The sequence below is a fragment of the Pantoea sp. FN0305 genome (assembly GCF_050113845.1).
GTDB classification, from domain to species: Bacteria; Pseudomonadota; Gammaproteobacteria; order Enterobacterales; family Enterobacteriaceae; genus Mixta; species Mixta alhagi.
Genome location: NZ_JBNJSN010000007.1, coordinates 159823 through 184328, shown reverse-complemented (window position 1 = coordinate 184328; position 24506 = coordinate 159823). Strand labels below are relative to the sequence as shown.

Annotated in this window: 24 protein-coding genes; 5 read left to right on the top strand and 19 right to left on the bottom strand. The window is 52.8% G+C overall.

Annotation, left to right across the window (positions count from 1 at the left end; genetic code table 11):
- The first annotated feature begins 130 nt into the window (after positions 1-130).
- A complete protein-coding gene (gene galR, locus ACQE3Y_RS15185) occupies positions 131-1132 on the top strand; it encodes an HTH-type transcriptional regulator GalR (protein ID WP_426973640.1) in 1002 nt (333 codons plus the stop codon).
- Between the two features lie 487 nt (positions 1133-1619).
- Here the strand turns inward: galR and ACQE3Y_RS15180 are convergent, their stop codons facing one another.
- The 7 genes from ACQE3Y_RS15180 to ACQE3Y_RS15150 all read right to left on the bottom strand — a co-directional run bounded on the left by ACQE3Y_RS15180 (position 1620) and on the right by ACQE3Y_RS15150 (position 8734).
- On the bottom strand, positions 1620-2057 hold the full coding sequence (locus ACQE3Y_RS15180) for a hypothetical protein (RefSeq protein ID WP_426973639.1): 438 nt from the start codon (positions 2055-2057) through the stop codon (positions 1620-1622).
- Between the two features lie 12 nt (positions 2058-2069).
- Complete coding sequence (locus ACQE3Y_RS15175; RefSeq protein ID WP_426982010.1) at positions 2070-3167, bottom strand: hypothetical protein; 1098 nt, start codon at positions 3165-3167, stop codon at positions 2070-2072.
- A 1159-nt stretch (positions 3168-4326) separates the two neighbouring features.
- Positions 4327-4785 (bottom strand): GNAT family N-acetyltransferase, encoded by a 459-nt coding sequence (locus ACQE3Y_RS15170; protein ID WP_426982009.1) that lies wholly within the window; start codon positions 4783-4785, stop codon positions 4327-4329.
- Positions 4782-5555, bottom strand: coding sequence for an FCD domain-containing protein (locus tag ACQE3Y_RS15165; RefSeq protein ID WP_085070295.1), 774 nt, complete (start codon positions 5553-5555; stop codon positions 4782-4784). The genes ACQE3Y_RS15170 and ACQE3Y_RS15165 overlap by 4 nt, the downstream gene beginning before the upstream one ends.
- Before the next feature lie 76 nt (positions 5556-5631).
- Positions 5632-5949 (bottom strand): PTS sugar transporter subunit IIB, encoded by a 318-nt coding sequence (locus ACQE3Y_RS15160; protein ID WP_426982008.1) that lies wholly within the window; start codon positions 5947-5949, stop codon positions 5632-5634.
- A gap of 10 nt (positions 5950-5959) precedes the next feature.
- Entirely contained in the window at positions 5960-7387 is a 1428-nt protein-coding gene (locus ACQE3Y_RS15155; RefSeq protein ID WP_426982007.1) for a glycoside hydrolase family 1 protein, read from the bottom strand.
- 9 nt (positions 7388-7396) lie between these two features.
- Positions 7397-8734 (bottom strand): PTS sugar transporter subunit IIC, encoded by a 1338-nt coding sequence (locus ACQE3Y_RS15150; protein ID WP_085070291.1) that lies wholly within the window; start codon positions 8732-8734, stop codon positions 7397-7399.
- A 182-nt stretch (positions 8735-8916) separates the two neighbouring features.
- Between ACQE3Y_RS15150 and ACQE3Y_RS15145 the strand changes: the two genes are divergently transcribed.
- Positions 8917-9225 carry a PTS lactose/cellobiose transporter subunit IIA gene (locus tag ACQE3Y_RS15145; RefSeq protein WP_426973629.1) on the top strand — a complete coding sequence of 103 codons (309 nt, stop codon included), beginning with the start codon at positions 8917-8919 and terminating at the stop codon, positions 9223-9225.
- 43 nt (positions 9226-9268) lie between these two features.
- Here the strand turns inward: ACQE3Y_RS15145 and lysA are convergent, their stop codons facing one another.
- Complete coding sequence (lysA, locus tag ACQE3Y_RS15140) at positions 9269-10519, bottom strand: diaminopimelate decarboxylase (RefSeq protein ID WP_426982006.1); 1251 nt, start codon at positions 10517-10519, stop codon at positions 9269-9271.
- 112 nt (positions 10520-10631) lie between these two features.
- On the opposite strand from lysA, the gene ACQE3Y_RS15135 reads away from it, so the two are divergent.
- On the top strand, positions 10632-11552 hold the full coding sequence (locus tag ACQE3Y_RS15135) for a LysR family transcriptional regulator (protein ID WP_426982005.1): 921 nt from the start codon (positions 10632-10634) through the stop codon (positions 11550-11552).
- 13 nt (positions 11553-11565) lie between these two features.
- Here ACQE3Y_RS15135 and fliB read toward each other — a convergent pair whose 3' ends face one another.
- Positions 11566-12777 (bottom strand): flagellin lysine-N-methylase, encoded by a 1212-nt coding sequence (gene fliB, locus ACQE3Y_RS15130; protein ID WP_426982004.1) that lies wholly within the window; start codon positions 12775-12777, stop codon positions 11566-11568.
- Between the two features lie 290 nt (positions 12778-13067).
- Positions 13068-14231: an MFS transporter gene (locus tag ACQE3Y_RS15125; protein WP_426973623.1), complete on the bottom strand. Its 1164-nt coding sequence runs from the start codon at positions 14229-14231 to the stop codon at positions 13068-13070.
- Between the two features lie 407 nt (positions 14232-14638).
- Between ACQE3Y_RS15125 and ACQE3Y_RS15120 the strand changes: the two genes are divergently transcribed.
- Entirely contained in the window at positions 14639-15265 is a 627-nt protein-coding gene (locus ACQE3Y_RS15120; RefSeq protein ID WP_426973622.1) for a serine protease, read from the top strand.
- Positions 15266-15287: 22 nt separating this feature from the next.
- On the opposite strand, the gene ACQE3Y_RS15115 is transcribed toward ACQE3Y_RS15120, so the two are convergent.
- The 7 genes from ACQE3Y_RS15115 to xerD form a co-directional block, all read right to left on the bottom strand.
- Positions 15288-15791 carry a cupin domain-containing protein gene (locus ACQE3Y_RS15115; protein WP_426973620.1) on the bottom strand — a complete coding sequence of 168 codons (504 nt, stop codon included), beginning with the start codon at positions 15789-15791 and terminating at the stop codon, positions 15288-15290.
- Between the two features lie 140 nt (positions 15792-15931).
- A complete protein-coding gene (gene lysS, locus ACQE3Y_RS15110) occupies positions 15932-17452 on the bottom strand; it encodes a lysine--tRNA ligase (RefSeq protein WP_426973618.1) in 1521 nt (506 codons plus the stop codon).
- A 2-nt stretch (positions 17453-17454) separates the two neighbouring features.
- A protein-coding gene (prfB, locus tag ACQE3Y_RS15105) for a peptide chain release factor 2 (protein ID WP_250652765.1) occupies positions 17455-18553 on the bottom strand; the annotation gives its coding sequence in 2 pieces (ribosomal slippage) (positions 17455-18477 and positions 18479-18553; 1098 coding nt in all).
- A 599-nt stretch (positions 18554-19152) separates the two neighbouring features.
- Positions 19153-19542: an MchS3 family protein gene (mchS3, locus tag ACQE3Y_RS15100; protein WP_426982003.1), complete on the bottom strand. Its 390-nt coding sequence runs from the start codon at positions 19540-19542 to the stop codon at positions 19153-19155.
- A 228-nt stretch (positions 19543-19770) separates the two neighbouring features.
- Positions 19771-21501: a single-stranded-DNA-specific exonuclease RecJ gene (gene recJ, locus ACQE3Y_RS15095; RefSeq protein WP_426982002.1), complete on the bottom strand. Its 1731-nt coding sequence runs from the start codon at positions 21499-21501 to the stop codon at positions 19771-19773.
- 6 nt (positions 21502-21507) lie between these two features.
- Complete coding sequence (gene dsbC, locus ACQE3Y_RS15090) at positions 21508-22212, bottom strand: bifunctional protein-disulfide isomerase/oxidoreductase DsbC (RefSeq protein ID WP_250650803.1); 705 nt, start codon at positions 22210-22212, stop codon at positions 21508-21510.
- Positions 22213-22237: 25 nt separating this feature from the next.
- Positions 22238-23131: a site-specific tyrosine recombinase XerD gene (gene xerD, locus ACQE3Y_RS15085; RefSeq protein WP_426973615.1), complete on the bottom strand. Its 894-nt coding sequence runs from the start codon at positions 23129-23131 to the stop codon at positions 22238-22240.
- Between the two features lie 108 nt (positions 23132-23239).
- Here xerD and fldB point away from each other — a divergent pair, with 108 nt between their 5' ends.
- Complete coding sequence (gene fldB, locus ACQE3Y_RS15080; protein ID WP_085072289.1) at positions 23240-23758, top strand: flavodoxin FldB; 519 nt, start codon at positions 23240-23242, stop codon at positions 23756-23758.
- 52 nt (positions 23759-23810) lie between these two features.
- Here fldB and ACQE3Y_RS15075 read toward each other — a convergent pair whose 3' ends face one another.
- Entirely contained in the window at positions 23811-24206 is a 396-nt protein-coding gene (locus tag ACQE3Y_RS15075) for a protein YgfX (protein WP_426982001.1), read from the bottom strand.
- Complete coding sequence (sdhE, locus tag ACQE3Y_RS15070; protein ID WP_085070265.1) at positions 24190-24468, bottom strand: FAD assembly factor SdhE; 279 nt, start codon at positions 24466-24468, stop codon at positions 24190-24192. Before sdhE ends, ACQE3Y_RS15075 begins: the two co-directional genes overlap by 17 nt.
- Between the last annotated feature and the right edge of the window lie 38 nt (positions 24469-24506).

The window sequence follows — 24506 nt, the reverse complement described above, 5'->3', positions numbered from 1 at the left end:
CATGAAAAATAAAAGCGCAATAATCGGCGCGCTTTGCGACGGGGCTGACATTCTGTGCGGTTGAACTTGCGGGTCTTTTCCGCAACACTCTTGGTATGTGTAAACGTTTACCCCGGAAGGTTCTCTATTCATGGCTACGATAAAGGATGTCGCCAAACTGGCGGGTGTTTCTGTCGCCACTGTCTCTCGCGTTATCAATAATTCGCCCAAGGCCAGTGAAAATTCTCGTCTGGCGGTATTTAGCGCGATGGAAGCGTTGCAATATCACCCGAACGCTAATGCGCGTGCGCTGGCGCAACAGTCGACGGAGACCATTGGTTTAGTTGTTGGTGATGTTTCCGACCCGTTTTTCGGTGCGATGGTGAAGGCCGTTGATGAGATTGCCTGGCAGACCGGCAATTTTTTGCTGATTGGTAATGGTTATCACAATGAAGTTAAAGAGCGGCAGGCGATTGAGCAGCTAATGCGTCATCGATGCGCAGCGTTGGTGGTACATGCCAAGAAGATCCCTGACGAGGAGTTGGAGAAGCTGATGCAGCAGATGCCAGGCATGGTGCTGCTTAACCGCTCTTTGCCTGCTTTTCAGCAGCGCTGTATTGCGCTGGACGATCGTTATGGTGCCTGGCTGGCAACGCGGCATTTGATTCAGCAGGGCCACGATCAGATCGCCTTTATCTGTTCGACGCATACGATTTCCGATGCCGAGGAGCGTTTGCAGGGTTATTACGATGCGCTGAAGGAGCACAGTTTGCCCTGTAATGACCGGCTGGTGGCGTTTGGCGAGCCGGACGAGGTAGGCGGCGAGCAGGCGATGACAGAGCTGTTAGGGCGTGGACGGAATTTTACCGCCGTCGCCTGTTATAACGATTCGATGGCGGCGGGTGCGTTAGCCGTGCTGAGTGATAATGGTATTCGCGTGCCGGAGGAGATGTCGTTAATTGGCTTTGATGATGTGCTGGTGTCGCGCTATGTACGTCCGCGTTTAACCACTATCCGTTACCCGATTGTGACGATGGCGCAGCAGGCTGCCGAGCTGGCATTAGCGTTAGCAAATAATCAGCCGCTGCCGGAGGTGACGAATACGTTTAACCCAACGCTGGTACGCAGGCATTCTGTTAGCCCGCCAGGCTGAGGTTGGGCTTTGTCAGATGCCGGTTATATAAAACATTACGGGTGCCGGTCACGAGAGGGACGGGCAGTTCCGGCGGGACGGCATAAACCCATCCCTGGGGCCTCCGCCCGCGCCTTCCCTGCAGCGGGAGGCCCGCCTACTCTGCCCGTCCCTCTCCTTCCCCTTATATCCCGCTATCTTTACTTAACCTTTTAAAAATCAAAACCAGTAAGGCGGCAGCAAACAATTACAGGAGTCAGTGAGGCGGCAGCAAAAGGCACAAGAGCAAGTGAAGCGGCGGGCAGGTAGCGGAGTAAAGCCTCCGCGTCAGGGATGACGCGGCGGAGTCCCCAGGGATGGGTTCACGACGTCTTTACGCAGCGCCTGCCCGCCGCCGAACAGACTGAAATCACCCTAAACTCAGCCAGACACCGAACAGACTGAAACCACCCTAAACTTCAGCCCTGAAGCCGAACAAAACCAAAGCACCACAGAAAGCACATGACATTCAAATTGAAAGAGCTAACCTGGATAGCAAAATTTTTCCCTGAGCAACGTAATACACGCCATCAAACAAAAACAAGCATCCCTCATGCTCTAACACGCTAAACCCTTTATTTCCACACTCAAAATAGACACCAATACTCCCTTCCTCAATTCCTTCCAGCTTGTACTCATAGATATCAGTTATCTTCTTGCCAACGTAACTGGCTAATTCATTAGCTGTCTGTACCGGCCAGGCAAATTCATCGTCAATATCTTTGATATCCCTAAGTTCGGGTTCTGTTTTTTCATATGTCCAGGTTAAAACGCCTTCATCAATACTTAACGATACCCAACCAGAATCAGAACACTGGAAAAACAACACAAGCATCCGACAAACCATCTCATCCTCTATGTAAAAAGAACGAAACCTAAAATCTTTAAAATATTCATTAGCCAACATACACTCCCCCTTTTAAAATTTCGATGACCTTTCAGGAATTAAGGTATCAAAATCATATTTATCATCAGATAGAACTCTTAAACTTACGGTACTGTTTGTCTTTTCACTATAGACATGGATTAAATCATACTTACCCCGGACAGAGGAACTGGGGAGGATCGTGCTAATCTGCGTTGCGTTTTCTAACGTTTCCTTCACTATTTCTTTTGCCTGCTCAATGCCAGCTTTACTTGCCTCATAAGGTAAACGTCCTTGTCCAATCTTGACTCCTAACTTTCTGTTAAGGTTGGCTGATTGTGTAAAAATGAAGTCGCTAACATTACCAAAATTTTTAAGTTTTACCCTTTCTCCTTCGATTTTATTCATAGCTTTAACCGCTGCACTCTTCGTTTTTATAGAAGAGTGAAAAACCTCGGGAAATATTCTTCCCATCGTTAAGCCAGCGGCTATCGAAGCACCTGTTATAAGCAAACCTTTGGTCTGATCCGACATTATCTGGTCATAACCGGCGGGTGCCTCGCCTCCCAGTTGTTGCGCGATCAGCCTGAACCCTTCAGGGTTGCCGTTATAAATTCCACCTGCCGCCAGCAGCCGTCCGGCGGCTTTGCTGTTGATAGTGCTCAGCGGCGTGGGCTGCTTTATTTGGGTCTGGCGGGCAGGTAACACCGTGGGACGCGGTTTTCCGCCCCGTTTTCTGTAGTCGCGGCGGGCAACCGACCGGTTATATTCCCGGATAATAGCCCGCGCTCCGTCAAACTTAAACGCCAGCGGGTCGCGGCAAATCAGTGCGCCGTGCTCATCAATATAAAACAGCCTTCCCTTTGCGAAAGAAAACCCACCGAGCATCACCACCTCGCCGCTGAATACCATTCTTTGTAGCTTTTCCTGCTCACGCGGCCCATGCGGCGGCGGCTGGTTGGTATAACCGTTAAAGTCGCGCTCATACATATTAATCAGCTTAAAATTCAGCGTCTGGCGGTCATTAAAAACATATTTATCTTTAATTCTGGACCAGGAAAAAACAGGGCTGGTTATTTCCTCATATCTTTCTGGTGACAAATCGTCACGCGGCAGGTAATAAAGATCGTTTCCGGGCAGGCTGAAACTCATACACCATATCCTTATGGTAAAAATAACTGATCCAACCATTACATAATTAATGGATTTGCTTCAAGCCAGAATAATCCATTCTTTTAACCCGAACACACTTTCAGAATAATGGGTTGAATCATATATTTACTGCAAATAATAACGGGTATAGTTTATATGAAAAGGTAATCCAGAATGGATATTAAAACCAACCATATGAGTTGTAATAAATATTAATTTTAGCCACTTTAAAGACTAGCACAACGATATATCGAATGTGATGTTTTCCCGTTACGAAAAAGTTGATTGATGCCGGTCAAAAGAAGGCTACTGGTGTCGGTCAAAAGAAGGCTACTGGTGCTGGTCACGAGACGGTTACTGGTGCTGGTTAAAAGAAGGCTACTGGTGCTGGTCACGAGAGGGACGGGCAGTTCCCGCGGGACGGCATAAACCCATCCCTGGGGCCTCCGCCCGCGCCTTCCCTGGCGCGGGAGGCCCGCCTACTCTGCCCGTCCCTCTCCTTCCCCTTATATCCCGCTATCGTTACTTAACCTTTTAAAAATCAAAACCAGTAAGGCGGCAGCAAACAATTACAGGAGCCAGTGAGGCGGCAGCAAAAGGCACAAGAGCAAGTGAAGCGGTGGCAAACAAGCACAGGAGTCAGTGAGGCGGCAGCAAACAAGCACAAGAGCAAGTGAAGCGGTGGCAAACAAGCACAGGAGTCAGTGAGGCGGCAGCAAACAAGCACAAGAGCAAGTGAAGCAGTGGCAAACAAGCACAGGAGTCAGTGAGGCGGCAGCAAAAGGCACAAGAGCAAGTGAAGCGGCGGGCAGGTAGCGGAGTAAAGCCTCCGCGTCAGGGATGACGCGGCGGAGTCCCCAGGGATGGGTTCACGACGTCTTTACGCAGCGCCTGCCCGCCGCTGAGCGAACTGAAATCACCCTAAACTCAGCCAGCCGCCGAACAGACTGAAATCACCTTAAACTCAGCCAGCCACCGAACAGACTGAAATCACCCTAAACTCAGCCAGCCACCGAACAGACTGAAACCACCTTAAACTCAGCCAGCCGCCGAACAGACTGAAACCACCCTTAACCCAGCCAGCCGCCGAACAGACTGAAATCACCCTAAACTCAGCCAGCCACCGAACAGACTGAAACCCTGCGCGCGCTAACGCTTATCACAGCGCCTTGTGATACAAGCGAACCACCACATCCGGATAATCCAACGCATCACCGATATAACGCCAGCCAAAACGCTCGTAATAATCCGCACACAACGAATACAAATAGAGATCCGGAAAACCCCGTGCCCGACACCAGGCTTCAGCATAACTTTGCAGCGCCGCGCTTAACCCACTGCCGCGCGCGCTTTCATCCACATACAATGCCGCCAGCCACGGAAAAAGATCCTGACGGCTAATCAAATCGCAACGCCAGACGCCTACCGTCCCCACGGCACGAACGTCATCCAGCGCCACAAACGTCTGCGGGAAATCAGCGCCGCGCACGCTGCTCTCTATCACGCTGGCGAAAAAAGCGCGGCTCTGCTGATCGCCAAACGCCTGCCACAGCCACTCCACCAGCTGCGGCTGATACTGCGGAGCCTCAGATAACGGAACAATATGCCAGCGGCTCATACCAGCTTACCCTGAAAAATTGGTACTGACTCAAACAGATAACCATCAAAATCTGGCGCATCGGCATCCGACAGCTCCATCAGCGTATTCTTCACATTCTCCAGATGCTGCCACATTCCCTGCCAGGCTCCCATCACATCTCGTCGCCGCAAAGCGGCCAGAATCGTCTGATGATCGCTCAGCCACTTCAAACGGTAACTGCGCGTCTCAATATGCCTGCGCAACTGCTGCCACAGCGGATTATTTTCATGATGCCGCCAGATACTTTTTACCGTATCCATCAGCATCTGATTCTGCGTCGCACCCGCCAGCAAAAGATGAAACAAGCGATCGTTATCCTGACTGGTATCGTCCAGCGCAATTGCGCGCTGCTCCTGTTCCAGCGTGCGGCGTAAATTTTCAATATCGGCTTTGGTCGCCATGCGCGCAGCGAAAGCGGCAATATTACTCTCCAGCAGCTGACGCGCCTGCAACATCTCAAATGGGCCGACATCGCTGCGGAAAAAAGCTTCCTCTTCATCGCTGCTGGCGCTGGGAATACGCATCACATACACGCCAGAACTTTGACGAATATCGACCGTTCCCTCCAGCTCCAGCATCAGCAACGCCTCGCGAACGATGGTTCGGCTCACGCCCCACGTCTCAGCAAGATGGCGCTCCGGCGGTAAGCGTGAGCCAACCGGATAAAGCCCGGCCACAATCTGCTGGCGTAAATGTTCGCCAATCTCCTGATACTGCTTTCTCTCTTGCGGCGCTGCGCCCTTATCCACTTCATCACCCTTAGTCCGTTGACTACACCATTCCGTAGCGCCTGATTAACCGGTAACAACAGATGGCAACACGTCGCTAGTTTATCAAAGTCAGCGCCTGATCGAGTACTTTTGCGCCATTTAGCGTGCCGTAAGCCAGCGTATCGATCACTGCGATCGGGATCCGTTGACTGTCGGTCAGCTTACGGTTCTCCTCCAGCTTAAAACGCACCTGCGGCCCCAGCAGCACCACGGCTACCTCGCCAGCATAGTTTTGTAGCTCCTCGCGCAACTCTTGCTCCGGAATAGCATAAATCTGGTAGTTCAGGCCGCGTGCCGCCGCCTCTTTCTCCATGCGCGTCACCACCATTGAGGTCGACATACCTGCAGCGCAGGCCAGTATGATACGTTTCATTTTCGGCTCCTTATCGGGGTTGATCATCCAGCGTCAGGGTCAGCTGGCGGCTATCACGCAGCTTGCGAAACCAGCGCGCTGACTTCTTCATGCGTCGCTGACGCTGATTCTCTAAATCGATTTCAATCAGGCCATAGCGATTTTTAAAGGCGTTCATTGGCGAAACGTTATCGGTAAACGCCCACAGCATATAGCCCCGACAGTTAATGCCCGCCTGACGGGCAAGCAATGCTTCATATAAATGCTCAGCGATAAAATCGATGCGGTAATCGTCCTGAATCTCGCCCTGTGCATTCCTGAAACGCGCTTCGTTCTCAATTCCCATGCCGTTTTCTGCAATAAACCACGGAAAATTGCCGTACTCATCACGCATCCGGCAGGCGATATCCGCCACAATGCGTGGCTGAATCTCCCAGCCGCGTGACGGATTCATCCTGCGGCCCGGCAGCTCAAACGGCTCATAATAACGAGCGGGATGAAACGGCGTTTCGGCAGGCCAGGCGCGCGACGGCGCTTTTACCCGATGCGGATAGTAAAGATTCAACCCCACTTCATCGACGCGATGCGCCGCGATCAATGCCAGATCTTCATCACTGTATTCCCACGCAACCTGATGCTGCGCTAACAGCTGCAACAGCGCTGGCGGGTACTCGCCTTTGATCGCTGGATCGAGAAACACCCGGTTGTAGAACAGGTCATACATCTCTGCGGCATGTCTGTCGTGCGGCGCGCTGGAACGCGGCCAGGTTACCTCCGGGTTTAAAATCGTTCCGATGCTGCCCGGCCAGCCTCCGGCGCGAAACAGCGCCACAACGCGCGCGGTCGCCAGATTTTTATGATGATTCCACTGCATCCAGGTCGCGGTACTTTGCTGATACGGCCAGCGCAGCGCGTCAAGGTATACGCGGGTTTGCACCACAATGGGTTCATTAAACACAAACCAGCGTTTAACCCGATGGGCATAGCGCGCAAACACCGTCTCCGCGTAGCGAACAAAGAGATCCACCACCTTTCTCGCGCCCCAGCCGCCATACTTTTCCAGTAGCGTCGCCGGCAGCTCGTAATGCTCCAGGCAGAGCATCGGCTCAATGCCACTGGCCTCCATCTCATCAAGCAGACTGTCGTAATAGCGGGCGTACTCCTCATCCACTTCCGCCGTTTCATAATCCAGCAGAAAGCGCGACCAGTTAATGGAGGTGCGATAGTGCGTCAGTCCACAGGCTTTCATTAGCGCCACATCTTCCCGATAGCGATTGATAAAATCGGTCGCTACCGCCGGGCCGTAGCCGTTATGCCAGACATGTCGATCGTGCTGATACCAGGCATCCAGATAAGAGTCCTGCCCCGCCTTCTTACCGTGCCAGCCTTCGGTTTGCCAGGCGGACGCCGCCGCGCCCAGCATAAAATCCACGGGAATATCGATAGTGACTTTGCTCATCTCTGTTCCTTAAGGCTGCGCCAGTTCTGGCTGCTGCAGGGCTTTCGCCTCGGCGGCTTCGGCGCGGCGTGCGGCAATTTTGACAAACGGCAGATAGATCAGCACCGAAACCACAATACACACCAGCTGGGTTACCACCGCGCCCATTGAACCGGCGGTAGAGAGCCAGGCATTAATAATCGGCGGCGTTGTCCAGGGCACCATCACCACCGCTTTACCCGCAAACCCCGTGAGCGTCGCAAAATAGCCGATGGTGCCGGTTACCAGCGGCGTAATAATGAAAGGGATCGCCAGGATAGGATTCAACATAATCGGCATACCGAAAATTACCGGCTCATTGATATTAAACAACCCTGGTCCAAACGAAAGCTTGGCGATCTCGCGCATCTCTTTACGTTTGGTTGCCAGCATCACCGCCGTCAGCAGGCCGATGGTCAGGCCAGAGCCACCAATACTCATATAGACATCCCAAAACGGCATGGTAATGATATTGGGTGCCTCTTTTCCCTGCTCGAAGGCGTTCATGTTCACCAGAATCGCTCCCAGCAACAGCGGCTCACGGATCGGTTTAATCATTTGATTGCCATGAATGCCAATCACCCAGAACAGCTGGGCGACAAACATCAGCAGTAAAATGCCCCACAGGCTCTGCACCACCGATTCCAGCGGCTGTTGCACCACACGATAAACCGCATCGTAGAGGTAGAGTCCACTGACCCGATGGAAAATAAAGCCGAAGGTGGCGATAGCCGACACGGTAATGATCGCCGGGATCAACGCAGAGAAAGAGGCGGAAACATTGGGCGGCACGGTATCGGGCATTTTGATTTTTAGCCGCTCAACATTTTCCAACCGACAATATATTTCTACCGATAAGATAGCGATAAACATACCGAGAAACAGGCTTTTGGTATCAGAAAACTGCTTCGCCAGCACATCGGTAACCAGCCGCATCTGCCCGTCGACCATCATCTGCAGCGTGGTCGGCGTAACGGCAATAAAGCAGATTACCGCCAGCAGGCCGGGAAACAGCGTTTTGATGCCGTTAATCCGCCCCAGCTCAATACCGATTAAAAATACCGCGCCGATATTCAGGAAGCTGAGCGTGGCGTAGTTAATACTGGTGGTAATGGGTTTGAGATCGGCCAGGAAAGAGAGCGCCTGGAAACTGGCCAGGCCGTTTTTAGCATCCAGCACCATATTAGAGATCAGCACTGAAAAAGCGCCCACGATAATCACCGGCATCAGCGTAATAAAAGACGCTTTGATCGCCATAATATAGCGATAGCTGTTAAAGCGCGTGGCGAAGCTCCCCAGCGAGTCAATCAGTCGATCCTGTAGAGACATAAGCAATAACCTCAGGGTAAGTGAGTAATCGTCCTGTTGTGACAACCCAACCCTTCCCTGATATGGCATACCAAAATTAGCCGAATGCACGCTTTTTTCTGTGAGCTTTAGCGCAGTTCGCTTATTTGGTATTCCAATATGATGATTAACCCAAATCTGGTATACCAATAATCGAGGTGAGTATGGATTTTGAACAGGTCATCATGGAACTGCTGATTAACGCTGGCGAGGCGCGTTCTCATGCAATGAGCGCTATTCAGGCAGCGCGTCGACGTGAATGGCAGCAGGCGGACCAGGCGCTGACTGCCTCGGCAGAAGCCTCTAAAGCGGCGCATCGCATTCAAACGCAGTTGATCGGGGCTGATGAGGGCGAAGGAAAGTTACCGGTGACCTTGATCCTGGTACATGCGCAGGATCATTTGATGAACGCTATGCTCTGCCGGGATCTGGCAGAAGAGATCGTATTACTGCGTAAAGAGCTGCTGGCGTAAAAAGCAGGCCGTTCCCGCTAGCGCAGCAGAAACGGCCCTCTGTTTATAGCTCCAGCGCCAGCAGCTCCTGGATGGTCTGGCGACGGCGGATTTCGCGCGCTTCGCCGCCATCAAACAGCACCTCCGGGATCAGCGGACGGCTGTTGTAATTGGAAGACATCGATGCGCCGTACGCGCCGGTATCATGAAACACCAGATAATCGCCCGGTGCCGTTGCCGGAAGCAGGCGGGTTTCAACCTTGCCGCCTTCCAGCTGGGTAAAGACATCGCCCGATTCGCATAGCGGCCCCGCCACCACGGTTTCACGCTGCTCTCTTTGTGCAGCAGCGCCGTCAGCAGAAAGCAATGAAATATGATGGTAACTGCCGTACATCGAAGGACGCATAAGATCGCTGAAGCCTGCATCCACCAGTACAAAATGGCGGCTGCCCATCTCTTTCACCGCCCGCACCTGCGCAACCAGAACCCCTGCCTCGGCCACCAGGAAACGCCCCGGCTCGATCTCTAATTTCACCGCATGGCCCAGATGCGCCGCAATACGTTCGCGCGCGCTGTGCCACAGGCTGTAATAGTGCTGCGTATCGATCGCCTCTTCACCGTAACGATAGGGGATCGACAGCCCGCCGCCAGCAGAGATCGCCGTGATATCCCGATCCAGCGCGATAACCTGGCTTACCATCGCATCGCAGACCTGTTCCAGATGGCCATAGTCCACCCCGGAACCGATATGCATATGAATGCCTGCCAGTTGCAGATCGTACTGCTGAATAGCGTCCAGCGCCTGCGGCAAGTCGCTGTGCCAGATACCATGCTTGCTGTTTTCGCCGCCAGTATTGGTTTTTTGACTGTGTCCGTGGCCAAAGCCCGGATTAACCCGCAGCCAAACCGGATGACCCGGCGAGCGCTCGCCTAGCTGATGCAGCATGTCCACCGATCCGGCATTGACCGGAATGCGCAGCTCGGCAATGCGTGCCAGCGTGGGTTTATCCAGCACGTCAGCGGTAAACACGATCTCATCGCCACCCGCCACATAGCCTGCCGCCAGCGCACGCTCAATTTCGCCCAGAGAAACGGAATCGACCTTCACGCCCGCTTCACGCATCAGACGCAGAATATGGATATTCGAGCAGGCTTTCTGAGCGAAACGCACCACGTCAAACTGCTGTAGCTGGGCGATGCGCTGGCGAATAATATTAGCGTCATAAGCCCAAAATGGACCATCATAGCGTTCGGTGAGCGGCAGCAGATTTGCGGCGTTCAGGGCGCTGTCAGCGTGATTGAGCGGGCGCGGCATAATACGTCTCCTTGAAATTTTCTCTATTACGCCATAGCCCTTCTAGAGAGAAAAATATCTGTTTCTGCAGAGTCTATGCAAATATGATATGGCTTTCGCTTCCGGAGAGATCATGGCTAACATCACCCATCGGCATATAGAGATTTTTCACGCGGTGATGACCAGCGGCAATCTCACTGCCGCTGCCGAACTGCTGCATACCTCTCAGCCAACCGTTAGCCGCGAGCTGGCTCGGTTTGAAAAATTAACCGGGCTAAGCCTGTTCGAACGCGTACGTGGTCGTTTGCAGCCTACCGTGCAGGGCCTGCGCCTGTTTGAAGAGGTGCAACGATCCTGGTACGGTCTCGATCGCATTATCAGCGCAGCGGAAGGGTTGCGCGAGTTTCGCCAGGGCGAACTCTCTATCGCCTGTCTGCCGGTTTTCTCTCAGTCTTTGCTGCCGCCACTCTGCCAGCCTTTTTTACAGCGCTATCCCGACCTCAGTTTGAATATTATCCCACAGGAATCGCCATTGCTGGAGGAGTGGCTGTCAGCCCAGCGCCACGATCTCGGCCTGACCGAAACCCATGTTACGCCCGCCGGCACCGAGCGCATCGAGCTGTTAACGCTAAATGAGGTTTGCGTTTTGCCTGCCGATCACCCGTTAGCCTCGCGCAAGCAGCTTACGCCACAGGATTTTGCCGGGGAAAGCTATATCAGCCTGTCGCGCAGCGATAGCTATCGACAGCTGTTGGATGCGCTGTTTCATGAACAGAACGTACAGCGCAGGATGGTAATGGAAACGCACAGCGCGGCGTCGGTATGTGCGATGGTGCGGGCAGGTATCGGCATTTCAGTAGTGAATCCGCTGACGGCGCTTGATTATGCAGCCAGCGGCATTGCCATCAGACGTTTTAGTGTGGAAGTGCCCTTTACGGTGAGCCTGATCCGCCCGCTGCATCGTCCGGCGTCGGCGTTGGTTAGCGCCTTTAGCCAGCATCTGCAGCATGAGACCGCACAGTTTCAGGTGAAGCTCGACGCGCTGCTTGATTAACCGGTCGGCGCAGTTAACCTAACAGCAACAGGCAGGAGAGATCATCTCCGCCGTTTATTTCGTTAATGGCTTTATCGAGGTTATCCGCTGTTTGGGCAGAATGGCCGACATACTGGTAATAGTCGGCAAACAGAGTAAGCACATCCTCCTGTTTAATGTCTTTATACAGCGACTTCACCGCAAGTGAAATTTTGAGGAAGAAATAGTCCATCACCATGCGGTAAAACAGCCGCATAATAAGCGAAAGATCTTTGCCGGGAAACCAGCTGGTATAGAGCTGATAAAGTAAATAATTGCGCAACACATAAGGATCTTTCAGACATGAAGTGGCACAAAGCTGCTGCCATTGCTGATTAAGACGAGCGAATTTATTTTTCAGATCAGCTTTATTAGAAACTTCTTCCTCAAGATATTCCGCAATAGAAATATAATCAGCGCGAAGAGAGTAATTCCGCGTGGTAGTATTTATATCTTTATAAATTGCCATAATTGCGCGAAGCTTCAACAAGGCCGACTGCTCTCGTTCTTCGTTATTGACTGACAGTTGACCGCTGTGTAGCGACGCGAGTAATTCTTCATAGAACGCTTCAGCTTCAGCAAGCCGCCCCGACAAATCAAAATTTATACGCTGTAGATACAAAACAAACTGCGCCAGGGCGAATAAGTTGGCCTCAATATCGTTACTTTGCGCCGCGATCAGGTTCCAGGCAAACAGGTGAATAAGCTGACTGGCTTGCCCTAAGCTATCCTTATAAAGCAGTTTACTTTTAGCCGCTGAGGCAAGAAGGTTGATTTCTTCGTGCTGTTGCATACTGTCTTCAGCAAATAAGACCAGACGCACCACTTCAGAACAGGCCATCGTCAGGCCACGGCGTAACTGATCGCCCCAGATACGCTGTGTCCTTGGATAGATCGCACAGGTTGGAGAGAGCGCGTCGCCCCCTAACTTTTGGTGCACTCTACATAACTTGTCGGCTGTAAAAAAAGGACACGTTCCCTCGTCATTAAACTTAATAATGGAATATTTCTTTCTTCCCGCCCGGGTTAACGCAAGGGCGTTCTTCGCCACGCTTCTTATTTCTTCATCGCGCGAATTAATATAGTTATCATGTGTTTTTTTATCTATGTAAATAATCCATCCATGGCAACAGTGATTTAAGCATTCCGGACCCGTGCATCTGAACTTTTTATAAAAGTTTGGGGTGATGATTTTGCGTACTTTCATAGATTAACACCCTGATATAAAACCGCTAAGGTAACATAAAGTGTTAATAACCCAATGGGATATAAGCGCACACTTTAGCGCGCAATTAGGCATAACACGTTCGGATAACAGAGAGAGTTATACGATGGATAACCAAACAATTCCCGGCGAACAGATTGATGATTTAGGTTTTATAAGAATGTCTGGAAACAGCGTGGATAAGGCAATGAAAGGGATACAACATGGAGGAAAATAGCCTGGCGGGCAGCGCTGACGACGCGAGGCCGCCAGCGCATTAACGCTCGGTTGAATTACGCGTTTACCGGCTGCGCTTTACCGTTGGCGCGACGGAAGGTAATCAGGCAGACAATCAGGCCGATTGCAGCCAGCACGGCGGCTGCCACCGGCACCGCAGTCAGGCCGTAGCCGCCTTCAATAACCGCACCGCCAACCCAGGCACCCAGCGCATTGCCCACGTTAAACGCAGAAATGTTCAGGGTAGAAACCAGGTTCGGCGCCTCTTTACCGTGGCGCACCACGTTAATCTGCAGCCCCGGCACGGTAGCAAATGTTGCCATCGCCCACAGGAACAGGGTGATTTCCGCCAGCCACAGCCCGTGACTGGTCCAGCTAAAGGCCAACGAGAAAAGCGCAATCAGCGCAAAGCTCAGGATCAGGCTGAAAGAAACTTTCCAGTCCGCCAGCTTGCCGCCGATGATATTGCCCACCGTCAGACCCGCGCCGATCAGGAACAGCGTCCAGCTCACGCCGCGATTGCTGATGCCGGTAACCTGCAACAGCAGCGGTGCGATATAACTAAACAGAGCAAACATTGCCGCCGCAAAGCAGACCGTCATCAGCAGCGACAGCCAGAGCTTACCATTCGCCAGCGCACTGATTTCACTGCCGAGATGCACCGGCTTCTCATCTTTATTAGTCGGCAGGCTAACGATCAAAGCCACAAAGGCCAGTACGCCAATTATCGCTACGCCCCAGAAGGTGGCGCGCCAGCCAAACAGCTGACCAAACCAGGTACCGAGCGGTACGCCCAGTACGTTAGCCAGCGTCAGGCCGGTGAACATGAGCGCAACCGCTGAAGCCTGACGATTAGGCGCAACCAGGCTGGCAGCCACCACCGAACCGATACCAAAAAAGGCACCATGACACAGCGCGGTAACAACACGTGCCAGCATCAACAGGTTATAGCTATAAGCCAGTGCGCACAGGATGTTGCCGATAATAAAAATCGACATCAGCAGGATCAGCGTGCGCTTGCGCGGTAACCGTGCGGTCAGCAGCGCCATGACCGGCGCGCCGATTGCGACGCCCAGCGCATAGCCGCTGATCAGCCAGCCGGCGGAAGGGATCGACACGCGCAGATCGCCCGCCACCTCCGGCAGTAACCCCATAATAACGAACTCAGTGGTGCCGATTGCAAACGCACTCAGCGCCAGCGCCAGTAATGAAACAGGCATAACATTCTCCAGAAACGATGATTGCAGACTCCAGGCAGGCCGCTGTCAGGCAGCGGATTGGATGACGCGTTGTAATGCTGCATCTATTTATTGCGCCACGCGGCTATTAAAGCACAGCGCTAATGTGACAAACACCCCGAAACCGGCAAGGGTTTATTGCGCTACGAGCAATAATCCTGCACTGAACAGTTACGCAGCGCACATCGTCTTTAAGAGGATTCCTTTAAGCACACTTAACGATTAACAGCGGTATTTTGATAAAGTTGCTCTTCACTATCCTTCAATGCTGCGAAATGTAACGTTATTGTGACTTTTAGCAGATATATTAAGCACTAAAGAAAGCGCAGCGGCTGCCGATATCCTGACAAGGTATTAACAGCGCTTAATGATTATATCGTGGAGTGGTTATGCGTAAGAGCTTTGCCCTGCTGGTTTTAAGTTTGACCGGTTGTTCAGTCGGTCATTATGAATACAGTAAAGAGGCCCAAAAGCGCGTTGATATGACCGTAACCGGCATTCCCACGGTGCTGGGTCTCGGCACGCTGGGCACCACAATTCCTTTGACTGCGGACTATAGCCTGACCGCCGCCCACGTCGCGAAGTTCTCTTTATACAAGGTTAAGGCCTGGCATCCTGAGTGCGATCTGGCGATCGTTTACCATAAGAATGACGAGAAAAATCTGCCGCCACGCTTTCGTAACGGCTTTATGGGCGACCGGATAAATCTCTACGGCTACAGTTTTTATACTGCGATGCCGGTCTCTTCATCCGGTAAAAACCTGGCGAATAGCAACCTGAAAAACAGCTGGAATAAGCAGGGCTGTGTGGTGGTCGCGGCAGACGCAGGCGTGGTACAGGGAATGTCTGGCGGCGCGGTTTATAACGCTTCTGACGATACGCTGGCTGGGGTAATAGTCGGCTACAGCGCAAAGATTAACGACAAGAAAAGCGGCAAAACGCTGTATAAGAACACCGCGCTTTATGTGCCTTATTCACAGTTTTCGGACTGGCTGACGGCAGAGACAAAATCGTAAGCGCCGGTGCCTGCCTGGCCCCCTACTCTCGCGGCTTATCTGGCAGCCCGTTATGCGCACCCAGGGGTTGCAACGGCGGATCGCGCCAACGATCGCTTCGGGTCGCTTCATACTCAGGGTTCAGCGGATAATGGATGCGATTTTCCTCTTTGTTCGCTTCGCCCACCACCAGTAATCTGGCTTCCGCCGTCCCGTTATTAATAAAGGTATGACAAATCCCCGTTCCTGCAGGAAAAGCCACCGCATCGCCCGGCTGCAAGGAATAGAGTTCGCCATTGATCCAGACATCAGGCTGCCCTTCCAGCACGTAAACGAACTCCTCTTCCGCACTTTCAGCATGTGGATAAGAGAGGCGACGCCCGGGCAACAGGCGCTCGTGATGGATGCCGATGCGTGTTAATCCCAGCGCCCGCCCCAGCGGCGCGCCGATGCCCATGTGCTCACTACTGCCGCTGTAATGCGCTTCATCAGGCGCTTCCAGTTCTTGCCAGTGACGAATAAAGCCGGGACGCGCTTTTAGCTGCATGCTTTCAACTCCCTACAGAAAGAATCTTTTGAGCATGGCAAAGGAAAAAGAGAATCTCAAGAGAGAGCAGCAGAAGCCGCTGGGTGGGAATCAAAATAAAAAGGGACGCCTGAGCGTCCCTTTTAGCAGGATAACCTGAATTACTTCGCAGACGGACGCAGCGCCGGGAACAGGATAACGTCACGAATGGTGTGGCTGTTGGTGAACAGCATTACCAGACGGTCGATACCGATGCCGAGACCAGCGGTCGGCGGCAGGCCATGCTCCAGCGCGGTGACGTAATCTTCATCGAAGAACATGGCTTCATCATCACCGGCATCTTTCGCTTCCACCTGCTGACGGAAACGATCAGCCTGATCTTCAGCATCGTTCAGCTCGGAGAAGCCGTTGCCGATTTCACGTCCGCCGATAAAGAATTCAAAACGATCGGTGATTTCCGGGTTGGTGTCGTTACGACGAGCCAGCGGAGAGACTTCTGCCGGATATTCAGTGATAAAGGTCGGCTGGATCAGATGACTTTCCGCCGTCTCTTCAAAGATCTCGGTAACGACGCGGCCCAGGCCCCAGCTTTTTTCTACTTTGATACCCAGCGAGCGCGCAATCGCCACCGCTTTATCAAAGTCTTCCAGATCGGCGAGGTTGGTTTCCGGACGATATTTCTGAATCGCTTCTTTCATCGTCAGTTTGGCAAACGGCTTGCCAAAATCAAACGTCTGGTCGCCGTATGGCACTTCAGTGGTGCCCAATACATCCTGCGCCAGCGTGCGGAACAGGCTTTCGGTCAGCTCGATCAGATCTTTGTAATCGGCGTAGGCCATATAGAGTTCCATCATGGTGAACTCAGGGTTATGGCGCGGCGAGATACCTTCATTACGGAAGTTACGGTTGATTTCAAATACCCGATCAAAACCGCCTACAACCAGGCGTTTCAGGTAGAGTTCCGGCGCGATACGCAGGTACATGTCGATATCAAGCGCGTTGTGATGCGTGATGAACGGACGTGCAGAAGCACCGCCAGGGATCACCTGCATCATCGGCGTTTCCACTTCCATAAAGTCACGGCCAACCATGAACTGGCGGATGCCGGCCATGATCTGCGAGCGAATTTGGAAGGTTTTACGCGACTCTTCGTTGGCGATCAGATCCAGATAGCGCTGACGATAGCGGGTTTCCTGATCGGCCAGGCCGTGGAATTTATCCGGCAGCGGACGCAGCGCTTTAGTCAACAGGCGCAGTTCGGTGCAATGGATAGAAAGCTCGCCGGTTTTGGTTTTAAACAGTTTGCCGCGCGCGCCAAGGATGTCGCCCAGGTCCCACTTTTTAAACTGTTCGTTATAGAGGCCTTCCGCCAGGTCATCGCGCGCGACGTAAAGCTGAATACGTCCGCCAACGTCCTGCAGCGTAACAAATGACGCTTTACCCATGATGCGGCGCGTCATCATACGACCCGCCACGCTGACTTCAATATTCAGCGCTTCCAGCTCTTCGTTTTCTTTATCATCGTACTGAGCGTGCAGCTGGTCAGAGACGCTGTCGCGGCGGAAGTCATTCGGGAACGCCACGCCCTGTTCACGCAGCGCGCTGAGTTTTTCACGGCGCGCTTTCAGTTCGTTGTTAAGTTCCAGCGCATCATCAGCGCCTTGTGATTGTTGTTCAGACATATTTAGAGTCCTGCTTTCAAACTTGCTTCAATGAAACGATCCAGATCGCCATCCAGCACAGCCTGGGTGTTACGGGTTTCTACGCCGGTGCGCAGATCTTTGATACGTGAATCATCCAGCACGTAGGAGCGAATTTGGCTGCCCCAGCCGATATCAGATTTGTTGTCTTCCAGCGCCTGTTTCTCGGCATTTTTCTTTTGCATTTCCAGTTCATAAAGCTTGGCTTTCATCTGCTTCATGGCCTGGTCTTTGTTTTTATGCTGAGAGCGATCGTTCTGGCATTGGGTGACGGTGCCGGTTGGAATATGGGTAATACGCACCGCTGATTCCGTACGGTTAACGTGCTGGCCGCCCGCGCCGGATGCGCGATAGACGTCGATACGCAGGTCCGCCGGGTTGATTTCGATATCGATATCGTCATCCACTTCCGGGTAGACGAAGGCGGAGCTGAAGGAAGTATGACGACGACCGCCGGAGTCGAACGGGCTTTTACGCACCAGGCGATGGACGCCAGTTTCTGTACGCAGCCAGCCAAAGGCATATTCACCGGCGATACGGATAGTGGCGGATTTGATGCCCGCGACTTCACCGTCGGAGACTTCGATGACTTCGGTTTTGAAGCCTTTATCTTCTGCCCAGCGCAGGTACATACGCAGTAGCATGCTGGCCCAGTCCTGAGCCTCCGTACCGCCGGATCCCGCCTGGAGATCGATGTAGCAGTCGGCGCTGTCATATTCTCCGGAGAACATGCGGCGGAATTCCAGTTCGCCCAGTTTTTTCTCCAGGATGTCCAGCTCGGCGACGGCTTCGTTGAAGGTTTCTTCATCGTCCGCTTCAACCGCCAGTTCCAGCAGGCCAGCCACGTCTTCCAGGCCCTGGGTCATTTGGTCAAGGGTGTCGACGATGGCTTCCAGCGTGGAGCGTTCTTTACCCAGCGCCTGGGCGCGCTCAGGTTCATTCCAGACGTTGGGTTGTTCGAGTTCAGCGTTTACTTCTTCGAGGCGTTCTTTCTTGGCATCGTAGTCAAAGATACCCCCTAAGAACGTCGCTGCGCTCAGTGAGGTCCTGGATACGATTTTTCACCGGATTGATTTCAAACATGGCTTTAGGATCTTTTAAGAAGTGACATGAGATATAACAGGGGAGTTTAACCGAAAAGGCAGTGAGATTGTAGTTTTGTACGGCAATGTTGCGGCGAACGGGGCTGATGTTTGGGTGGACAGCGTCGCGGCGGACTGGTGTTGGTGTTGGGTTTCGGGGCGTCGCGGCGGATCGACACTGGTATTCAGACCGGGGGCGTCAGCAACAGGCGGGCCGTTCCGTAAAGACGTCGTCAATCCATCCCTGGAGACTCCGCCGCGTCATCCCTGACGCGGAGGCTTTACTCCACGGCCCGTCTGTCGCTTCCCTGAGTTCAGCGTTAATGCGATAACAACAAGGCTCTCAAATGAGAGCCGTAAGTCATTATGGAGCAGAAAAAAATCATTCAAAAACGCGGGTAATTCCCTTGTGGATACATAATCCAGGTTGGTGTACCTGGTTTCCAGCATTTATTATTTGCATCTATCCCCCCCCATATCTTTTCCCCTACTGTCAAAGATATTATTTGATGGACGTAAGCCATTAAGGTTCATCGCACCAGATATTTTTTGGGTTTCGACATGCAATAGCTTTCTTATAATAACACTCATTTTTCTTTATCAATAACACCCTTTCCTCTTTATTATGGAGAAGATTTCTCCAAACTTTCTTTTTTGCAAAATATCCCCCTGAAGTATGGTGACATAGCCTTGTGCTGGGTTAATCTCGCCAAGTCTCTTTTTGTTAATAAGCCATAATCCACATGCGGCATAAAGCTTACTTTCTTTTGTGGCTTTTTCTGACTGTATCACTCTTAAAAAAATATCTTCCCTGTGTGTTGAGGACATTATTTTTTCATAAAGTCGTTCACCTTCTGATTTTTTAGGCACAAACCCGTTATAGCCTATAGAGAAATATTTTATCTGTGCCAGCTCATCTTCAATGCTCATAGCATGAGCAGATAATGATACGCTAAACAATAGTAAAGAAATAAATTTAAACATTGTCATCTGTCTCTGTTTTCAAGCAGCAAAGTAATAAAACCCTGCTCCCATTAAATTGACAGGGATCACAATGTAATGAATTAACCGCAATCAATCATTAAAGGTATCAATGTAAACAGATTAATAATAATCTTGGTTTTTTGAATTATATGATGGTAATAAATGAGCGAATAATAAATTAGAGTGAGAGAAAAGCGCTGGCAGAAGAGATAGCTCCCTCATGCCAGCTTATGCTTATAACGGCCAGATATGCTCGATTAACAGTTGTACGCTGCGGTTGCCGCGAAACTCGTTCACATCCAGCTTATAGGCCAGCTCTACGTGCCGCACGCTGGCGTCAGGCCACAGGCGCGTATCCACGTTAAAAGCGATACCGTCCAGTAACGGGCCACCGCCTAACGGCTCAATCATTACCTTCAGATGACGTTCGCCTACCAGCCGCTGCTGTAACAGCTTGAATTTGCCATCGAACACCGGCTCCGGAAACGCCTGTCCCCAGGGACCGGCATCACGCAGCATCTCTGCGGTGGGTAAGGTCAGCTCCTGCGCCATCAGCTCGCCATCGGACCAGATCACGCCCTGCAAGGCTTCTGCATCCAGCCAGTCGTCCACCAGCTCGCTAAACAGTGCGCTGAACTGCTCGAACTTCGACTCTTCCAGCGATAGCCCGGCAGCCATCGCATGGCCGCCGAACTTCAGAATCAAACCGGGATGCAGCGTATCCAACCGCTCCAGCGCATCTCGCAAATGCAACCCGGCGATTGAGCGACCAGAGCCTTTCAGAGTGCCGCCGCCCGCTGGCGCAAAGGCGATTACCGGACGATGAAAGCGCTCTTTCAGGCGCGAAGCCAGAATGCCAACCACGCCCTGGTGCCATTCAGGATGATAAAATGCCAGCCCTAAAGGCAACGCCTCGCTACTGCGCTCCAGCTGATTACAGAGCGTCAACGCTTCAGCCTGCATCCCCTGCTCAATCTCTTTACGCGTTTGGTTTAAAGCGTCCAGTTCGCTGGCCAGCATCCGCGCCTGCGCTAAGTCTTCCGTCAGCAACAGCGCCACGCCGACCGACATATCATCCAGACGGCCCGCCGCATTCAAACGCGGCCCCAGCGCAAAGCCCAGATCGCTGGCGGCCAGCTGACGCGCATCACGATTGGCGATTTCCAGCAGCGCACGGATCCCCGGACGACACTTGCCCGCACGGATGCGGCTCATGCCCTGCCAGACCAGAATGCGGTTATTGGCATCCAGCGGCACCACGTCCGCTACCGTGCCTAACGCCACCAAATCCAGCAGCTCCGCCAGATTAGGAATGCTCAGCCCATTGTCGAACCAGCCCTGCTCACGCAAATGCGCCCGCAGCGCCAGCATTAAATAAAACGCGACGCCAACTCCGGCTAGCGCCTTTGAAGGAAAAGTACTGTCGGTCAGGTTAGGATTAACGATCGCTTCTGCCGCTGGCAGCGTCTCGCCCGGCAGATGGTGATCGGTGACCAGCACCGGGATCCCTTTCTGATGCGCGCAGGTCACGCCCGCATGTGAGGAAATACCGTTATCGACCGTCAGAATTAACTCTGCGCCGCGCGCTGCCGCCTGCTCCACCACTTCCGGGCTCAGGCCATAGCCATCATCAAAGCGGTTAGGCACCAGATATTGCACATTCCGGCCGCCCATGCTGCGTAGTGCCAGCACGGTCAGCGCGGTGCTGGTCGCGCCGTCGGCATCAAAATCACCGACGATCATAATCTGTTTCTCATCGCGCAGCGCCTGATGCAGCAAGGCAACCGCCCGATCCATACCGCTTAAGCCCTGCCACGGATGCAGAAACTTCGCGCCGCGCTCCAGGGCGCGCTCATCGATTACGCCTCGCTGGGCATAGAGACGGCGCAGCAGCGGATGAAGATCCGCTGGCAGCGCCGCATTGTTTGCCGCCTCACGACGGCGGAGTTGCGTGGGTTTATTCACTGCTGATTAGCTACCGCTTTTTTGTTTATCAAGAAGCTGTTTCATCTCTTTCGGGCCCTGATAGCCTGGGATCATCATGCCGTTTTCCAGCAGGATGGCTGGCGTGCCCTGAATACCATAGAGAATGCCCAGCTGATAATGCTGATCGAGATTGATTTTGCAGTCGCCAGGGGAAACTTCGTCGCCTTTCATCGCCGCATCAAATGCCTTGTTGCGATCGGCCGCGCACCAGATAGATTTCATCTCTTTCGCTACCTGACCATTCATCCCTTCACGCGGGAAAGCCAGATAGCGTACGGTGATGCCCAGCGCGTTGTAATCCGCCATTTCCTGATGCAGCTTACGGCAGTAGCCACAGGTAATATCAGTGAAAACAGTAATCACATGCTGCTCTTTTGGCGCTTTGTAAACGATCATCTCTTTACTTAACGCATCAACCTTTTTCTGCAGCAGCTGATTGGTGACATTCACCGGATGCGCGCCGCTGACGTCATACAGCGGACCCTGAATAAAATGCTTTCCATCTTCGGTGACATACAGCACGCCGCTTTCCGAGAGCACGGTCTTCATGCCTGGCAGCGGAGAAGGTTGGATTTCAGTCTGTTGCAGTCCCAGTTTGCGTAGTGATTGCTGAATCGTAGCGTCGTCGGCCTGCGCGACACCGGTAACAGCGGCAGCCAGCAAGGCGACGATAGCAAATGTTTTTTTCATCCTGTTCCCTTATTGTTCCACGGCCTCAGGCGCGCGGATGATGCTGTTGATGTAACTGACGCAGACGCTCAGTGGCGACATGCGTATAAATCTGTGTGGTGGAGAGGTCGCTGTGTCCCAGCAACATCTGTACGACACGTAAATCCGCGCCGTGGTTCAGCAAATGCGTGGCAAACGCATGGCGCAGCACATGTGGCGAAAGTTTTTCGCTGTCGATGCCTGCCACCGTGGCGTAATGCTTAATTCGGTGCCAGAACGTTTGACGCGTCATCTGCTGCGCACGATTGCTGGGAAACAGCACGTCGATGACCTGCCCATTCAGCAGCCAGGGGCGGCCATATTCCAGATATTGCTCCAGCCAGTGTATCGCCTCTTCCCCCAGCGGCACCAGCCGCTCTTTATTACCCTTGCCGATGACGCGAACCACGCCCTGACGCAGACTAACGTCGCTGACCGTTAATCCTACCAGTTCGGAAACACGTAACCCGGTGGCATACAGCAGTTCCAGCATCGCCTTATCACGCAGCTCAATCGGCTGCTCAACGCTGGGTGCCTGTAGTAAACGTTCGACCTGCGCTTCCGAAAGATCTTTCGGCAGACGCTGCGGCAGTTTCGGCGAAGAAAGCAACGCGCTGGGATCATCAGTCCGTAGCTTTTCGCGATACAGATATTGAAACAGACGACGCATAGCGCTTAGCAGGCGCGCCGAGCTGGTGGCTTTATAACCGCCCTCCACGCGATCGGCAAGAAAAGCCTGTAGATCTGCCGCCTCTGCCTGAAGCAGCGTTCGCTCATGGTGTTTCAGCCAACCGATTAACGATTGCAGATCCTGACGATACGAAGCCAGGGTGTTTTGCGCCAGATTGCGTTCGATCCACAGCGCATCCAGAAACTGTTCAATAAGATCGTTATCCTGCACTCTTGCCTCTTTGCGCAAACGTGTGAATTTCTCCGCATTATGCCTGAAAGCGGCGGCCTTCTGATACAATTGCGCCCATCTGAAGCTATTTATGAGTAGATGTTCCGTATGAAGATTGGCCTTTTTTACGGTTCCAGCACCTGTTATACCGAAATGGCCGCCGAGAAAATTCGTGATTTTATCGGCGAGGAGCTGGTGACGCTGCATAACCTGAAGGATGATTCTCCGGCACTAATGGAGCAGTACGATATGCTGATCCTTGGCATTCCAACCTGGGATTTTGGGGAGCTGCAGGAGGACTGGGAGGCAAAATGGCAGGAGATTGCGGCGCTTAACCTGCGCGGTAAGGTGGTAGCGCTGTATGGTATGGGCGATCAGTTGGGCTATGGCGAATGGTTTCTTGACGCGCTGGGCATGCTGCATGAGCTGCTGGCACCGATGGGCGTACAGTTTGTCGGCTACTGGCCAATCGAAGGTTATGAATTTACCAGTCCGAAACCCCTTACCGCCGACGGCAAACAGTTTGTTGGCCTGGCGCTGGATGATGTGAATCAGTTTGAAGAAAGCGATGAACGCATCGCGCAGTGGTGTGAACAGATCCTGACGGAAACCGCTGCATTACTCTAACCTGCTCTACTGCTCAGGCTATCCCGGGTGCATATTGCCCGGGATTCATCGGTCAATAATAACCTTTTGTCAGACGCCGCAGCGCTCGCCAGCTGGTTTCGCTCATGCTGTCCCGCATCAGCCACAGTGAAAAACGTTTCCCCTGTTGCGTACGCAGCGAGAGGATAACGCCAAACGGCAGCACAAAAGGCGGACGCGTTACCCAACCACGCTGCTGCTGCCAGCACCAGCAGCGGTTTTCATCCGTGGTTAATACGCCGCGCCAGCGCTGCTGTAAATGCAGGCGATACCGTAACTCAATGATTAATAACAGCAGCAGGCCGACAATAATGGGGATCAGCCGCGTCGGCCAGGGCAACAGCAGCAGTCCGGCGGCGATCGACAAATAAAGCGCCAGGGTAACGCACCGGGCTAATGCCGACGGCGTCAGTTCAGATTGCCACCGCACCACGTTCCGGGCCACGCTGCTGGTTACGAGTCTGGATCAGCTGCACCATGCGTTTTAGCTCGGCGTCCGCCGGTTCGCCGTGGTTCATCAGCCAGTTAAACAGATCCGGATCGTCGCTTTTCAACAGACGGATAAACAGCGCCTTATCGTCATCGCTTAACGAATCATACTCATATTTAAAGAAAGGCATGATGGCGATGTCCAACTCCAGCATGCCACGGCGGCACGCCCAGTGAATACGGGATTTATCGTTAATATCCATGTGTTCTGTCATCGGTTAGCTTAAATATGCTGGCTAGT